The organism is Trinickia sp. Y13 (assembly GCF_029522115.1).
In the GTDB taxonomy this organism is placed as follows: domain Bacteria; phylum Pseudomonadota; class Gammaproteobacteria; order Burkholderiales; family Burkholderiaceae; genus Trinickia.
Genome location: NZ_JAKWFK010000020.1, coordinates 59,176 through 74,003 on the forward strand (window position 1 = coordinate 59,176; position 14,828 = coordinate 74,003).

Below are 14,828 nucleotides of genomic sequence, written 5' to 3' on the forward strand. Positions count from 1 at the left end.
TCACTGCGCGGCCTGACCGACATGCACTTGCGGCGATTCGTTTTGTGTCTGCCGCGGCGCGTAGCCGGTGAAATGCCATCGGCCATCGCTGCCCAGTTGGAAGCTGACTTTTTCGTAGACGATGCGCCCGCCCGTCAACCATGTCGCGTAGTCGACATTCGCATACAAACCATCGGGGACGACTTTGTCATGCGAGTAGGTCAGCCGCGTCACCGACGCCCAGCCACGATGGTCGACAGCCCCGACCGATTGGCGCAATGCCGCCAAGCCGCTCTCGAAACCGCCCGCGGCGTACTTCGCCCGGACGAACGGCGCCGTTTCTTGCCAGAGCGCAGCATACTGGCCGGCGTCGATCTGCTGCAGCGCGTGCTGCGCCGCGCCGAGCAACTCATCGGCGGACCCGCCGGCTTCGGCGGCATACGCCGACGCCGACGCCGAAACGGCTGCGATCGCGCACGCCGCCATCAGCGTGCCTGCCCGGACGATATCCTTCATTGAATCTTCTCCTTCGAGCCCGACGTGTCGTCGTCGGCGCCGGAGGCGATCTTAGCAGGCGCGAAGCGTTCGCATTGCGGTTCGCTCCACCGTGTCCGGCTCACGCGGCTCTGCTCGTCGTATTGGATTTGATATCGGCAGGTGACCGTCTTGTCCGAATCGCGGAAGTGCAGGATGTAATTCCACACGCGCACGCGAAATACACTCTCATGGAAATGAGGCGGGCCGATCAAGCCGTCCACCTGGCGCTTGGTCATGCCGGGCTCGACCATCCGCAAATTCGTGACATTCGGGAACGTCCCGTCCGGCGTGGTCGCCGATTGCAGATCCGGAAACGCCGTGTCGGTGGTCGGGCCGGCGCACGCGCCAAGACCAACCCCGCATGCCAGGGCACAGAGAATCGCACAAATAGACTGAGCTTTCATTTTCGTTAGGAGTCCTGTGTGAATCAAATCACCATTGATATCCAGCCCCGACGACCGCGCCGTACGAGCCGCGCGTATTGGACGAGACGGCGGCTTTGTAGACCCAGTGATCGTTCTCGGAAATCGTCGAAATACCGAGCGCTTGACCCGCCTGCCCGCGATAGACGCTGCCCGCGATGGCGACCATGCTCCGGCCCGGCCCGGTCGGCTGCGGCAACCCGGCAACGGCCATCGCCGTCGCGGCGCCGCCGTCGGCGTCGCGCCGATAAGAGTCGAGGCTATTGCGGATGCCCGCCACTTGGCTGTCGGTGTAGCTGTTCGCTTGCGTGAGCGCATTGTTCAATTGCTGGACGTTCACCGCGTCGTTGGCTGCGGTGCCGGCGGCCACGTTGATGATCTGACGCGTCGATGTGCTCGTCCCCACAGCGACGACTTGCGAGCGGCCGCCGTCACTGCTACCCGCACCGATGGCGGTTGAGCCGCTGCCGCTCGCCGTGGCCCCTGCGCCGATGGCGGTCGTGCCCGAGCCGCTCGCTTGCGTGTTGTTGCCCACGGCCGTACTGCCCGAGCCGGAAGCCACCGCGCCCGAACCGCCCGCCGACGAGTTCGACCCCGTCGAAGACGCGGGTGTCGAGCTACCGCCGGAGCTGGACGAGAAGTTGCCGCCCTGAGTGATCAGCGCCGTCAATTGTTGCTGCACTGCTTGCAACTGCGAGACGTTGACGGCATCGGTACCCAGACGCCCGGCGGCCAGTCCCGTGATCTGACGCCCGCCGACATTGACTTCGCCGATCGACGTTTGCGGACTGCTCAGCCCGTATGCCACGTAATTGGTCAATGCGCCGATGGCTGTGACCGATCCCGAACCCAGTGCGACGGAGCTGGCGAAGGAGGCGGTTGCGCCTGACCCGAGCGCGAGCGCATCGACCGCGCTGCTGGTCGCGCCCGAGCCGATGGCCACGGCGCCCGCGAAACCGGCGTTCGCATTCGCGCCTTGTGCGATCGACTGCGCGCCGTTGGCCGTCGAACCGCTGCCAAGCGCGATCGCATCCGCCTGTCCCGAGTTCGCGGCTTGACCGATCGCCACGCCACCCGGCGCGTTCTGGCCTACGATCGCGCCGTTGCCGATGCCGACGCCATTGTCGCCATTGACCACCGTCGTCGGGCCGACCGCGATCGATTCGGCGCCGACGGCCAGCGAATCGGTCGCCGCGGAATTGGCGTGGAAGTATTTCGTCGACGTCACCGAGAACGCTTGCAGCGCACCGGTGAGCTGCCTGACCGTGACCGCATCGTTCTGCTGCGTGCCGTCGGCGACGTTCGTCAGTTGCCGATAAGTCTGGCTACCGGCTGCCGCGTTTCCGAACGAGACCGCGCCGAGCAACGTCGCGTCGGTCGTGTTGAACGGAATCGAGTGGCTCCCCGCCGCCACGGAGCCTTGTGCTGGCGCCAACGTGCGGTCGGATACCGAGCCCGCACCGATCGCGACACCGCCTACGACGGACACGGTTGATTGCGCGCCGAGCGCCATGGCGTTGGCCGCCTGGGCCTGCGCGCCGTTGGCTGCGGCCAGGCTATCGGCTCCGCTCGCAACCGCAAGCGGTCCTATGGCTACGCTATCCGTGCCCGTCGCCTGACTGTCGGCCGCCGTCGAATTCGCATGGAAATACTTGATGCCTGCGCCGTTCTGAATGTTCGCGACTTCGGTCGTCAGATTCGTGACGTTCTGATTCGTCGTGCCAAGGTCCGTGGTCAGATTGGCCACGTTTTGATTCGTCGTGAACAACTGCGAACCGTTGACGGCGTCGGTGCTCGTCGACGTCAACGCCCCAGGCGCGACGTTGGTGATGACGTTCGGCCCGGTGCCGCCATGGTCCGCGCTATAGGCGCCGGTTCCGCCGTTGGCGGTCGGGTCCCACTGCAGCGAGTTGCTCTGCGTCTGCGTCAATGCCGCTTGAACCGATTGCAGTTGGCTCACGTTGACCGCATCCGTGGCGGCCGCGCCTGCCGCCACGTTCGTGAGCCGCCGTTCGTTGCCGGCCGATCCGACCGAGACCTCGCCCACCGGGGAAGTCCCCGACAGCACGCCCGTTCCCGGGTTATAAGCCGCAAGCCCGAGATTCGCGGTGGTCGTGGCATTCGAACCGAGCGCCACGGAGTTCGCTGCCGTCGCTTGCGCGTTGCTACCCAGCGCGAGCGTGCCGCTATTGCTGGCCGTCGCGCCCGAGCCCAACGCCACGGTGCCCGCGACCGTGGCGCTCGAAGCGTTGCCGAGCGCGATCGAGCCTTGCCCTTGGGCGTTGTTGCCGTTGCCGATCGCAACCGCGCCCGTGCCGTTGGCCGTATTGTCGGCGCCCATTGCGACTGCGCCCGTGCCCGTCGCGGCATTGGGGTCGCCGATCGCGACCGCGCCGTTCCCGCTTGCGGTTTGGCCCTCACCGAGTGCAACGGCGCCCGTGCCGCTGACCACCTGGGAGTTGTGACCGCCGGCGATGGAGCCCGCGCCCGCGGCGGCGGCGACGGTGTTGCTGTCGCCGATGGCGACCGTCGATGCGGCCAGCGCCTGCGAGGTATTGCCGATGGCCGTGGACGCCACCGCCGAAGCGACTGCCGATGAACCGAGAGCGGCCGCATTGAGCGCACTGGCAGTGGACGAAACGCCCAAGGCGATCCCAGCGATACCGCTCGCGGTGCTGACTGCCCCGAGCGCAATCGCCTGATTCCCCGATGCCTCGGCGGTGGCGCCCGCGGCGACCGTATCTCCTCCGGTCGCGGCGGCATTGATACCGAGCGCGGCGGCCCCCGCCCCCGAGGCGGTCGCGCCGGCACCCAACGCAACCGCAGAGGTGTTGGTCGCCTGCGCGAGGTCGCCTAGCGCGACCCCGAACAGCGCGGAGGCGGTGGAGTTGACCCCAAGGGCCATGGAACTCGTGCCGGAAGCGGTCGACAGTTGGCCAAGCGCTGTGGCGAAAATGCCGCTAGCGGTGGCATTGAAGCCGAGCGCGATCGATTTTCCACCGGTAGCTTGTGTGCCCGAGCCTGGGACGCCTGCGGTGCCGCCCGCACCGATCGCGATGGAGGCTAGCCCCTTCGCGCCGCTGTTGACACCGATCGCGACGGCGGCGTCCGCGTTCGACAAGGCGCCGCTCCCCACGGCGACGGCCGCCGAGCCGGAACTCGTCGACTGATTGCCGAAGGCCACCGCACTGCTATTGCTGGCGGTGGCTTGATTGCCCAGCGCAGTGGAGAAAGCGCCCGACGAAAGCGATGCAAAGCCGTACGCCGAAGCCTGCTGCCCCGACGCGGTTGCGCCATTTGCGATGGCGGTCGCCTCGACGCCGCTGGCGTTTGCCCCGCTCCCTATTGCGACCGCGCCCAATGGTGAAGCCAAGGCCGAGTTGCCGATCGCCACGCTGAAGTTGCCCGCACTCGAAAACGCGCCGATCGCAACCGAGCTCGTTCCCGCGGCCGTGACGAAATCGCCCAATGCCGTGGCGTTGACCGAGGAGGCCGTGGCCGAGATGCCTACCGCCACCGCGTTGCCTGCGCTCGCAACGGAGCCGCTACCGGCGTTGTACTGAGCCTGGGCGCGCCCAGGCGTGAGCATGCAACAAAGCGCCAGGGCGGCGGCCGTCAATGTCAGCGCAGGTCCCGCCGCGCTCGCAACGCCGCTCGGGCCGCCGCTTGGCGCCTGCGCACAAACGGCGGCGCTCGCGCGCTTTGCGCACGACCGATCGAGTTCGGACGCAGCCACCCAGGCGCCCAGAGCCTCATTCCAGATCGTCTTATATGTCTTATTCATCTTTTTCCGTCACGGTTTGTCATGAGATTGAGAACAATGAATGCGATCGAAAGGAAAAATTGCGTCTTCTACAAAACGATCGGTATCGCGTTAGTCACATTTCATTCACATTTCGGCCAAAGACATTGGGCAAGCCTCCAGCCCGGCTCGGCAAAAAGTCTGACGTTTATCGCTTAGGACTACTAACTAACATCGTGGCTGACACGCGTTGTTTGCTTGCGCGACTTGCAATCGCCGACACTTCAGCCTCGCTGGCCGGTCAATCGGTGGGCAAAGCGAGGCCCTCCTCGCTCGTCAGCAGGATCGGCGCGAATACAGCAGCAGTGATCGGCTAGCCGCCTCTGTGTCAGAGGGGCCAGTCTGCAATTAAGAAGGGCCCAGATGCTGCAGCGTTAGGCAGGGAGACGCCAAGGACGGAACGAATGGGCAAACGGCACGGGCTTGTCCAAGCCGCACCAAACGTTTGCTCCAACAATTATCGACAAAAATGTTCATCGCCATGGCACCCCAGCATGGTGCATCCCTCGGATATTTTCGTTCTCGTCATGGGCTGACCGCCCCACGCCGCTGTGCCGGCATCAACTATTGGGAATCGCCATGACCGGCTACGTGGAATGCATTCTCGTTCAAGAACGTGGCGTTGACAATCGTCTGTCTACTTAATTCTTCTATTCAGTGGAATCTTAACGATCGTTGAGAATTTCGGCCGTTGGCGATGGCAGTGCGTCATTCGGCGAATGGCAACGGCCGATCGTCGCTCACACGCATGGCAAAGACATTCAACGTCATGGCGACTAATGCGTAATAACCTAGCAACCCGACGAGATTCACGGTAGTTTCGTGGCCGAACCGCTGCTCGGCTTTGGTGAAGGTTGCATCGGAGACACGTTTCGCGTCATACAGTTCGACCGTGAAATCGTATATTAGTGCTTCGTCCGGATCGGCAAACGTGGGACGGCGGCCTCGGAGCAACGCGTCGGTCACGTCGACAGAGACGCCCGCTTCGATGGCGATGGGATGATGGATTTGCCACTCGGCTTGCGCTCGCCATTGCGCGGCAGTGACGAGAATCGCAAGCTCCGAGAGCCGGAGCGGAAGGCCTGTCCCGTACCGGCAAAACGCGCCGAGGCGCTGCGCATGCTGCGCGAGTTCCGGGCTGGCAATCCAGGCGAGAAACGGACCGGCGAGGTTGCCCCGCGGGCCCGATAGGATTTCGTCCAACACGGCCTCCTGCTCGGGGGTGGCGCCAGCCCGATCGAACTCGGGCAGGCGAGAGACCTTGCGCTCCGCATTCATGGCATTTCCCTCGTTACTCGATAGGGCCGCAGTATCGCTCACTAGGCGCTTCCCGTGGCCACCGTCCCGATGCCGGCAAGCGCTGCATCGATTGCATCACCCAGACGCTCCACGATTCTTTCGATGTCGCGAGACGTGCAGATGAAAGGCGGGGCGAGCAAAACATGATCGCCGTTCTTGCCATCGATCGTGCCGCCCATCGGGTAGGCCATCAATCCGCGCGTCATCGCTTCATGCTTGATTGCGGCATGTAGCCTGAGCTGCGGATCGAAAGGCGCTCGGGTTGCCCGATCTCGCACCAGTTCGACGCCGACAAAGAGCCCGCGCCCGCGGATATCCCCTAGATGAGGGTGATGGCCTAAGCGTTCGCGCAACGCCGAGCGCAGTTGCTCGCCGCGCGCGGTCACGTTTGCGAGCAACTTGTCCTCTTCGATCACACGCTGCACTTCGAGCGCGGCGGCACAAGCCGTCGCGTGCCCCATATAGGTGTGTCCGTGCTGAAAGAAGCCCGACCCGCCGACGATCGCATCGTAAACGCGATCACTCACGAGCGTCGCCCCGATCGGTTGATAGCCTGCGCCGAGTCCCTTGGCGATCGTCAATAGATCGGGCGCGATGCCCTCCTCCTCGCATGCGTAAAGAAAACCCGTGCGCCCCATGCCGCACATGACCTCGTCGAGGATCAGCAATACACCGTGCTTGTCGCACACCGCGCGGATCTTACGGAAGTATTGCGCCACGGGAGGCACGGCTCCCGCCGTCGCGCCCACCACCGTTTCCGCGACGAACGCGGCTACGGTGCTCGGCCCGAGGTCGAGAATCTTTTGCTCGAGTTCATTTGCGAGCCGCTGTGCGTACGCCTCGTCGGATTCCCCCTCATGCCTGAAGCGATACGCAAAACAGGGGCTTACGTGATGCGTGTCGATGAGAAGCGGTAGGAACGGCTCACGCCGCCAAGCGTTGCCGCCGATGGCAAGTGCGCCGAGCGTATTGCCGTGGTAGCTCTGGCGGCGCGCAATGAAATGCTTACGCGCGGGCTCGCCGATTTCGACGAAGTACTGACGGGCAAGCTTGAGCGCGGCCTCCATCGCTTCCGAACCGCCCGAGACGAAATAGGCATGGCCGATGCCTGCGGGCGCGGCTTTGACCAAGTGCTCCGCGAGCGCCTCGGCGGGTTCCGTCGTGAAGAACGAGGTGTGTGCGTAGGCAAGCTGACGCGCTTGGCGCTCGATGGCGTCGACGATACGCCTATGGCTATGACCGAGACACGACACCGCTGCGCCGCCGCTTGCATCGATGTAACGCTTGCCGGACGAATCGATGATTTCGATGCCGTCGCCCCTCGCGGCAACGGGAAGCGCCTTTTTGGGCAGCCGATGGAACACGTAAGACATGCAGTACCTCTGAATCGACTATGAAAGACAAGCGCGACGTTTGCCGATCGCCCGCCGCCCCGAACCAATACGAATCTTGTTCGAACATGTGCGCGCGTGAGCTGCCTCAAGCGACGTGCTTCAAGAAATTCTGCAACCGCGGCGTCGGCGGCCGATCGAGCAATACTGCCGGCGGGCCGTCTTCGACAATGACGCCTTGGTCCATAAATAATAAGCGCGTGCCCACTTGGCGTGCGAAGCCGACCTCGTGCGTGACGACGATCATCGTCATGCCTTCGGTGGCTAGATCCTGCATCACCTTCAGCACCTCATGCCGCAGTTCGGGATCTAGGGCGGAGGTGGGCTCGTCGAACAGCATCAACTTGGGCCGAATGGCGAGCGCACGCGCAATCGCCACACGTTGCTGTTGCCCGCCGGATAGCTCCGAGGGGTAATGGCCGGCTCGCTCCGCGAGGCCCACCTTGCGAATCAGCGCCAAAGCCTGCTCGCGCGCCTCGGCGCGCGCTGCGCCGCGCACTTGCATGGGGCCGAACATGACATTCTCGAGCGCTGTCATCTGCGGGAACAGATTGAATTGCTGGAACACCATGCCCGCTTCGAGCCGGATGCGATGAATGTCGGCAGCGCGGCCTTTTACGCTCAAACCGTCGACGAGCAGATCGCCAGCCGAGATCTTTTCTAGCGCGTTGATGCAGCGGAGCATCGTCGACTTGCCCGATCCCGACGGGCCGAGCACCACGACCACTTCACCGGCATCGATGCGAAGATCGACATCCTTCAGAACCGTTAGGTGCCCGAAACTTTTAGATACCGATTTGAATTCGACCATGCTCATAGAATGCGCATCCTTCTTTCGACGGTTCGGAGCACGAGCGTCATGACGCCCGTCAAAACGAGGTAGATGCAGGCGACCGCCGTCCAGACCTCCACCGCGCGAAAGTTGCCTGCGATGATCTCCTGCCCCTTTCGGGTCAGTTCTCCGACGCCGATGACGATGAACAGCGACGTGTCCTTCAGGCTGACGATGCATTGATTGCCGAACGGCGGAATCAGCCGTCGAAATGCGAGGGGGCCGACGATCTTCAACAAAACGCGCGGCATCGACAAGCCCATCGCGAGGCCTGCTTCCGTGAGTCCCCGCGAAATCGAGAGAAAGGCGCCGCGCACGACTTCGCCTAGATACGCGCCCGAGTTGACGGCGATCGCGATCACCGCCGCGGTGAGCCCATCGATGCGGATGTGAGCGAGCAGCGGCAAAGCGAAATAGAGGAACATGACTTGCACCACGATGGGGGTGCCGCGGATCAGCTCGATATACGCTTGAGCGGCTACATTCACGATGAGCGGACCGTAGGCGCGCGCTAGACCCGCGAGCAGCCCGATCACCGATCCCCCGACGAGGCCCAAGATGGCGATCCATACCGTGAGCTTCACGCCGTCGAGCAGATCCGGCAGTGCGCTCCAAATTACCGACCAATCGAAATCCACTGCTTGACTCCCTATTGAAGGAGAGAGCGGCGCACGCTATGCGCCGCATGGGGTCTGGCGATTACGGTCGCCTTGCTCATCAGGACTTCGGCGGCTCCGAGCCGAACCATTTCCGATAGAACGTGGCATAGCGGCCGTCGGCTCTCATCCGCTTGATCTCGGCGTTGACTTTGGCCACGAGCGGGCTTCCTTTCGGGAAACCGATGCCGTATTTGTCGCCGCTTACGGGCGAGCCGGCCACCTTCACCTTGCCTTTGCCGGCAGTGTTGACGAAGAACTGAACGTTGGGCGTGTCGTGCATCGCCGCATCGACTCGGCCCGCTTCGAGCGCCATATAGGCTTCGTCGGTGTTGGGAAATTGGCGGATCTCGGCAGGCTTCAAGTGCGCCTTGATCCAATCGATCGTGGCCGTGCCGGTTTTCGCGGCGATGATCTTGCCGTTCAGATCGTCCATCGAGTGAATGGTCGTGTTGTCGATGCGCACCATGGCGGCGAGGCCGCTGTCGTAGTACGGATCGGAGAAGTCGATGACTTTCCTTCGTTCTTCCTTGATCGTCATGCCCGAGAGCGCGACGTCGATGTTATGCGTCTGTAGCGCCGGGATGAGACCGGCGAAATCCATCGGTTGGAGCGTGTACTTCACGTTTAGGTCCTTAGCAATTTCGGACCACAAGTCGATGTCGAAACCGACGTATTTGTCGCCTTGCTTGAACTCGAACGGCATGAACGACGTGTCGACGCCGACGGTTAGCGTGTCGTCCGCACGCGCGGGTGCGATGGCGACTGTTGAAGCGAACAGCGTTGCGGCGATCAACGACATCAAAAAGGTACGACGTGCCATGGTGGCCTCCACTGCCAGTTGAACGGCTGCGCGCGGGCGTTGCGGTTCCAGATTGCGGATGCTGCTGGTGCCGATGCCGACGCGGGCACCGGTGCAATCCGCGCGCTTCGAAAAGGACAAGCTTTTGCTGCAACGAAGTGAAGGGCTCGCCGCGAGGCCGGTTGTATCGACATCGCAACATGCGGTGCGTCTTTATGCTTCATAGCAACATTTGTTGTCACCGCGAATGCTATCGCGCCAATAAAGGTCGTCAAGAGGGGAGATGGAACGGGGTGCGCCAGGAAATGTGGCGCAAAGGCCTGTGGGACAAGGCGTTGCGGGGTTTTTGCGGCGTTTCGACGGAGGGGAAAACCCTAGCGGCGGGCGCGTTGCCTGCGCTAGGGTCGGGTGTTAGCCGCTAGACGGACGGCATGGTTTGGCCCGCCAGAGGTTATCGATCCGCGCGACCGATGAGAGCCGGCCATTTCGCAAACGCGAAGACCCATAGCATCACCACGTTCACGATCGGCACGAACATCGCCAAAACCCACCACCCCGAATAGCCCGCGCGGCGGATGATTCGGAAGTAGGGATACAGTACCGCGATGAAGATCACGACGACGAATAGGACATTCGATGGGCTCATGGGGTGCATGGTGTGGCCTCCGGTTGGTGTTTTCGAGTTTTCATGCGGTGATGCGGCTATGGTATCCGTGTTGAAGGCGGGCAGCGGGTGACCGCTACCACTTATCGATATCGCCGCGTGTTGAGCTTGTATGCGGTCCGAGTCGTCGCGTACCGCGCGCTCTCGCTTCGATCTTCCGGCTGCCCGTAGGACCTAGATGTGGCCGGGGACATCGGCCACGACCACGCATCTGCTGCCGGCGACATCGATCGCAACCGTCTCGTTTCGTGGATAGCGCGCCATGGCGTGACCTTCGTGCTCGAAAGCTCAGCGCGTCATCTGACGGGGCGATCGACTGTAGGCCATTTCACGAAGGCGAATACCCACAGCATGATCACGTTGAGAATCGGCACGAACATCGTAATGAACCACCAGCCGGAGTGTCCCGTACGGCGGATGATTCTCACATACGGATAAAGCATCGCGAGGCAGACCACAATAACGAGTAACCAAGCCCATAAGCCCATGCTGTGCATTTTTTCTCCTTCTTAGTCGGTTGGATTTCGGTTGGATGATTGCGGCGTTTGCTAGGCCCGCGCGCAAGGGTCGATGCATCGCCGTGCGTCTCATTTCTTGCAACTATCGGCTTTGGCCGCGGCAAGCGCAGCATCGACCGTGCATCTCTTAACGGCTGAGCGCGATATTTAACTGCGTTTCGCCGTGACGCGCTATCGACTTTTTCTGAATCACGAGGTCGGTCCCGATCAACTCCAAGAGTCACCTGAACGAGGTCGTGAAACCTATCGAAACTCGCCGACCTTTTGGACCGCGCCATCGCTCTCGTTGACGCAGATCTGAACATCGCGATCCGATGTTGCCGCAAGAAACGTTAGGCGTCCCCCCATGTAAAGCACGTCGTAGAACATTAACTGGCCGGTCGACGCGGCCCAAACCACTTCGGCCCTCAGCGAACCGTCAGCGTTGACGAGATAAGCCTTGTTGACGCCGCTGTCGTATGGCCCCTCGACCACAGCGATTCCGCTCCCATCTGCCAGAGGCACACCGCAAATGCCGGCAGCGCTTTGAATGTGCTTCTGCATGCCTCCGTCACGCCAAGCGATTGCAAGGGGCGTGAGCTCTGCAACCGTTCGTCGCGATGGGTTATTGACCTTGTCGTAACTGGGGAATCGATCGACGACATGAAAGTCGATCACGCTGCCGCTTTTGGTCATTTGATGGCCCTCGGTGGTCCAACCGGAACAAGCTTGGCACGGTCCGCAAAGTTCAGGATTTGCAGTTGGCTGCCGCCACCCGGATAAAGTTTGCAACCGCACTTTTGCGGGCCGACAGTACCGCGCTGTACTTGAACGCCTTCGGGAACGTGGAACGTCTGTACATGCGAAACGTCCGACTTAAAGTCTGGCGTTACAGCCAAGTTATTTCGGACATAGTGGACGTCGGGGATGTTATCAGTCGTTGCCCATCCACCGGGGCGCGTCTGGCCCGGTGCCATCGCCATCTGAACAGTTAGGCCCCCAGCGGGGACGGGTTCCGACGTCATCGGTGAGTTGGGCATCCACGGATTGGATCCGGCGGTGCTGGCAATGCCAGCAAGCTACTGCCCGCGAGACCAAGCGGGTCGGCCCAACCTATTGGGTTAGCGCCATACGCGTAGATGTTGATGCCGACCCGAAGTTTTATTGGGTCTTGGCTAACGAATCGCCCACTGCTCGGATCGTAATAACGATTCCGCGTGTAACGCAGCCCGGTCTCCGCATCCTCCTGCCGCCCCTGAAACCGAATCGGGCTTCCCGATGCAATCTCAGCCAGACATTCCGTCAGTGCAAGTCTAAGAAATCGTCGTTCTCAGCATAGTGGTTGAGGCATCGAACAATTTCATCTGTCGAGGCCGTTGGCTTCTGACGGTACGCTAAATCGATGACTGCCTGAAAGTTTTCGCCCGAGTAGAGAAAGGCATAGCCAAGGTGGGTGACCTCTTCTGGATACACTTCCTCACCATCGTCGTTCGCCTGGACGGTGTCACCAACATAAATCGTCTGCCCGATGTGGAAGATGTCGCCGTCGGAATCGTCGCCGCACACGTCATACAGGTAGGCTCTGTCGTATCCGACAGAGCGCTCCCGCTTGTCTCTCACAAAGGAGATGAAGTCTTCTAGCTGGTACTTCTTGTTCTTAAATTCACTCATTTTTGACATCCCGTGCTCGAATTCAGTTTGCCTCGTCGTCCTGGATCACCGCCTTCCCACTTGTCTCTACCTCCGGTACCGTCTGGATGGTAGATGCCGTGGTTGTCCCGGTGATCCGCATAGCTAACTAGGTTCAATACGCCTGGCGCGTCATTGTGGTGCCATGTCATGTTTGGCGGACTTTTGCTCAGGTCTGGATCCTTCATCCAGTCTAGCAAGGCAGGATTGCGGCCCAGCATGTCTCTGCGGTACTCCGGGTCCGTATTCATCCTCTCGATTAGTGCTTTGTCAGCCATACGGAACTGAACGGCGTCGCTGGCGAAAAGCTTGTCTTCGGGCAAGTTGAAGTTCTTGAACGAATGAAACTTTCCTTTTCAGCCCAGACGTTTACGAAGGCCGAGCGGATCGACCCACTGTGTGGGACTAGGGACATAAGCATAAGCGTTAGCTCCACCCAGCACGCCTATAGGATCTTGGCTGACGAAGCGCCCGCTGCTTGGATCGTAATAGCGATTACGCGTATACGCGAGTCCCGTCTCCGCATCCTCCTGCTGCCCCTGAAACCATTACGTTAACGCGCAGGTTGCGTTTCGATCAATTCATGCAGACAGCGCGTGCATGCAGCGGTAAACATGCCTATCGCCGACTCCATCGCCTCCTCGTCGGTGAAGCGATATATCTCACCGCCCTCATGCACGCCGCCTAGTTGGACAACCCTGGTGATATCGGTCTGCAGCATGTAGCCGGGATACTCGATATCTTCAAACGTCAACGTGACTGGGAATACGAAAGATTCCTGGGACCACGCTGAACGAGTGTTCACCAGATCGGCAAGCGCATGGGAAACCAAGTCCCCCCCCGCTCGGCCATGAATCGGGCATATAACTAGAGGCATCATCGCACCTTTGCTTTGAATCCGAGTTTCGATAGATATTTCATTTGCCCAAGCGGCCCCTGGGGAACGTCCGCCCCCCCAGCCCTCAACACGTTCGCGACATGATCAACGCAACTATTCGTCCTCTCGTCGTACTTTCCGAGGTTCGTACCGATCTTCGATTGTTGATATGCGATTGCCGAATTCGCGTTTTGTAGAGGTACTTCGGCGGTGTGCAGGACAGGGTCACCCCTCATCAAGCGCTCACGGCGTTCGTTGACGATCGTAGTGTCGCCCGTTTCTGGATCTTGCACTTGGTGGGTATGCACTGATGCTGCGTTGCCTTGCACCTCCACGGTGTAGTGCCCGGTGCGGCTACCTTCGATGTCGTAGTGCCGGATGATGGCTTTGCCCCCGCACGGACAACAAGTAAGCCCCAGTGGATCGACCCATTGAACGGGGTTCGGCGCATATTGGTGTAGGTTGAAGCCACCGGCCAAACCAACCGGATCCGCCGATATGAATCGTCCGCAACTCGGATCGTAGTATCTACGACGGTTGTAATGCAGCCCCGTCTCAGGATCCTCCTGCTGCCCCTGAAACCGAATCGAATTCCCCGGCGCCACGCCCGCCGCCTTCGACACCCGCGCAATGACCTCCTGCGTCTCCCCCCAAGCCTTGTACGTCGCCTCCCACACCACATCGCCCGCTTCATCCGTCATCATATACGGCGTGCCGATGTGATCGCACTGGTAGTAAAACACCTGCGCCTGCGCCGCCGGTTGCGCCACGCGCTGCAGCGGGTCTTCCTCCGGCAGATAACGATCCGTCGACTTCCACACGGGCGTCTCGATCCCCCGCACCGGCGCCTGCGACACGAACTGCGCCAGCGGCACGAACGAGCCCGCCTCGTACACGTAATGCCGGCTACCTTGCTCGCCACTCTCGTACGCAAGCGTGTCGCCATCCCACCCGAACAGCGTTCTCTCCCCGTTCACGCTTTTGGCAATGCGCCGGCCCAGCGCATCGTAGAAGTAGCTCGCCGCCACGCGCCGCTCGCCTTCCTTCACCATCGCCGTCATCAAGCGATTGAACGCGTCCCACTCGTACCGCTGCTCGCCCTTGGGCGTGCGCTTGGCAATCAAATTGCCCCGCTCGTCGTACTCGAAGTGCATCCCCGCATAGTGCTTGAGCAAGTTGCCGAGGATCTTAGGCACCTCCCGCGGCAGCGTGCTCTCCTCTCGCGGTTTGTAGACCGCAGGCGTCATATGTGGGCCCTTCGCTCCCGCATCGCTCGCTGCATCCACGATATTGCTCGCCGGATCGAACGCGAACCGCTCCCGGCTCCAGGGACTGGCCGCCTCGATCAGCCTGCCCACCGGGTCATACCGGTAGTCGATAT

The 14,828-nt window shown here is 61.5% G+C and carries 15 protein-coding genes and 2 pseudogenes; all 17 read right to left on the reverse strand.

Features of this window, described 5'->3' with window-relative positions:
- Positions 1 to 495, reverse strand: coding sequence for a DUF4019 domain-containing protein (locus MMB74_RS24825; protein ID WP_277431315.1), 495 nt, complete (start codon positions 493 to 495; stop codon positions 1 to 3).
- Positions 492 to 920, reverse strand: a complete 429-nt coding sequence (locus MMB74_RS24830) for an outer membrane protein assembly factor BamE (RefSeq protein ID WP_277431316.1) — start codon at positions 918 to 920, stop codon at positions 492 to 494. The genes MMB74_RS24825 and MMB74_RS24830 overlap by 4 nt, the downstream gene beginning before the upstream one ends.
- Positions 921 to 948: 28 nt before the next feature.
- Positions 949 to 4,722 (reverse strand): YadA-like family protein, encoded by a 3,774-nt coding sequence (locus MMB74_RS24835; protein WP_277431317.1) that lies wholly within the window; start codon positions 4,720 to 4,722, stop codon positions 949 to 951.
- Between the two features lie 726 nt (positions 4,723 to 5,448).
- Positions 5,449 to 6,018 (reverse strand): carboxymuconolactone decarboxylase family protein, encoded by a 570-nt coding sequence (locus MMB74_RS24840; protein ID WP_277431318.1) that lies wholly within the window; start codon positions 6,016 to 6,018, stop codon positions 5,449 to 5,451.
- Between the two features lie 41 nt (positions 6,019 to 6,059).
- On the reverse strand, positions 6,060 to 7,412 hold the full coding sequence (locus MMB74_RS24845) for an aspartate aminotransferase family protein (RefSeq protein WP_277431319.1): 1,353 nt from the start codon (positions 7,410 to 7,412) through the stop codon (positions 6,060 to 6,062).
- A gap of 106 nt (positions 7,413 to 7,518) precedes the next feature.
- Complete coding sequence (gene glnQ, locus MMB74_RS24850; protein ID WP_277431320.1) at positions 7,519 to 8,247, reverse strand: glutamine ABC transporter ATP-binding protein GlnQ; 729 nt, start codon at positions 8,245 to 8,247, stop codon at positions 7,519 to 7,521.
- Positions 8,244 to 8,900: a glutamine ABC transporter permease GlnP gene (gene glnP, locus MMB74_RS24855; protein ID WP_277431321.1), complete on the reverse strand. Its 657-nt coding sequence runs from the start codon at positions 8,898 to 8,900 to the stop codon at positions 8,244 to 8,246. Before glnP ends, glnQ begins: the two co-directional genes overlap by 4 nt.
- 79 nt (positions 8,901 to 8,979) lie before the next feature.
- Complete coding sequence (gene glnH, locus MMB74_RS24860) at positions 8,980 to 9,741, reverse strand: glutamine ABC transporter substrate-binding protein GlnH (protein ID WP_277431322.1); 762 nt, start codon at positions 9,739 to 9,741, stop codon at positions 8,980 to 8,982.
- A gap of 430 nt (positions 9,742 to 10,171) precedes the next feature.
- Positions 10,172 to 10,366 carry a hypothetical protein gene (locus MMB74_RS24865; protein WP_277431323.1) on the reverse strand — a complete coding sequence of 65 codons (195 nt, stop codon included), beginning with the start codon at positions 10,364 to 10,366 and terminating at the stop codon, positions 10,172 to 10,174.
- Between the two features lie 314 nt (positions 10,367 to 10,680).
- Positions 10,681 to 10,881, reverse strand: coding sequence for a hypothetical protein (locus MMB74_RS24870; RefSeq protein WP_277431324.1), 201 nt, complete (start codon positions 10,879 to 10,881; stop codon positions 10,681 to 10,683).
- A 264-nt stretch (positions 10,882 to 11,145) separates the two neighbouring features.
- Positions 11,146 to 11,445, reverse strand: coding sequence for a hypothetical protein (locus tag MMB74_RS24875; protein WP_277431325.1), 300 nt, complete (start codon positions 11,443 to 11,445; stop codon positions 11,146 to 11,148).
- A 457-nt stretch (positions 11,446 to 11,902) separates the two neighbouring features.
- Complete coding sequence (locus MMB74_RS24880; RefSeq protein ID WP_346780711.1) at positions 11,903 to 12,187, reverse strand: RHS repeat-associated core domain-containing protein; 285 nt, start codon at positions 12,185 to 12,187, stop codon at positions 11,903 to 11,905.
- Entirely contained in the window at positions 12,184 to 12,552 is a 369-nt protein-coding gene (locus MMB74_RS24885) for a hypothetical protein (protein ID WP_277431326.1), read from the reverse strand. Before MMB74_RS24885 ends, MMB74_RS24880 begins: the two co-directional genes overlap by 4 nt.
- A pseudogene (locus MMB74_RS24890) lies at positions 12,549 to 12,908 on the reverse strand (HNH endonuclease); the annotation flags it as partial. The gene MMB74_RS24885 and the pseudogene MMB74_RS24890, both read right to left, overlap by 4 nt.
- 18 nt (positions 12,909 to 12,926) lie before the next feature.
- A pseudogene (locus MMB74_RS24895) lies at positions 12,927 to 13,103 on the reverse strand (RHS repeat-associated core domain-containing protein); the annotation flags it as partial.
- 20 nt (positions 13,104 to 13,123) lie between these two features.
- A complete protein-coding gene (locus MMB74_RS24900; protein ID WP_277431327.1) occupies positions 13,124 to 13,402 on the reverse strand; it encodes a hypothetical protein in 279 nt (92 codons plus the stop codon).
- Between the two features lie 44 nt (positions 13,403 to 13,446).
- A partial coding sequence (locus tag MMB74_RS24905; protein WP_277431328.1) for an RHS repeat-associated core domain-containing protein occupies positions 13,447 to 14,828 on the reverse strand: 1,382 nt, incomplete at its 5' end.

Coding starts and splice junctions, on each gene's coding strand:
- MMB74_RS24830 (WP_277431316.1), bottom strand. CDS start 920: ATGAAAGCTCAGTCTATTTGTGCGATTCTCTGTGCCCTGGCATGCGGG.
- MMB74_RS24865 (WP_277431323.1), bottom strand. CDS start 10,366: ATGAGCCCATCGAATGTCCTATTCGTCGTCGTGATCTTCATCGCGGTA.
- glnQ (WP_277431320.1), bottom strand. CDS start 8,247: ATGAGCATGGTCGAATTCAAATCGGTATCTAAAAGTTTCGGGCACCTA.
- MMB74_RS24885 (WP_277431326.1), bottom strand. CDS start 12,552: ATGAGTGAATTTAAGAACAAGAAGTACCAGCTAGAAGACTTCATCTCC.
- MMB74_RS24870 (WP_277431324.1), bottom strand. CDS start 10,881: ATGCACAGCATGGGCTTATGGGCTTGGTTACTCGTTATTGTGGTCTGC.
- MMB74_RS24845 (WP_277431319.1), bottom strand. CDS start 7,412: ATGTCTTACGTGTTCCATCGGCTGCCCAAAAAGGCGCTTCCCGTTGCC.
- MMB74_RS24825 (WP_277431315.1), bottom strand. CDS start 495: ATGAAGGATATCGTCCGGGCAGGCACGCTGATGGCGGCGTGCGCGATC.
- glnH (WP_277431322.1), bottom strand. CDS start 9,741: ATGGCACGTCGTACCTTTTTGATGTCGTTGATCGCCGCAACGCTGTTC.
- MMB74_RS24835 (WP_277431317.1), bottom strand. CDS start 4,722: ATGAATAAGACATATAAGACGATCTGGAATGAGGCTCTGGGCGCCTGG.
- MMB74_RS24840 (WP_277431318.1), bottom strand. CDS start 6,018: ATGAATGCGGAGCGCAAGGTCTCTCGCCTGCCCGAGTTCGATCGGGCT.
- MMB74_RS24875 (WP_277431325.1), bottom strand. CDS start 11,445: ATGCAGAAGCACATTCAAAGCGCTGCCGGCATTTGCGGTGTGCCTCTG.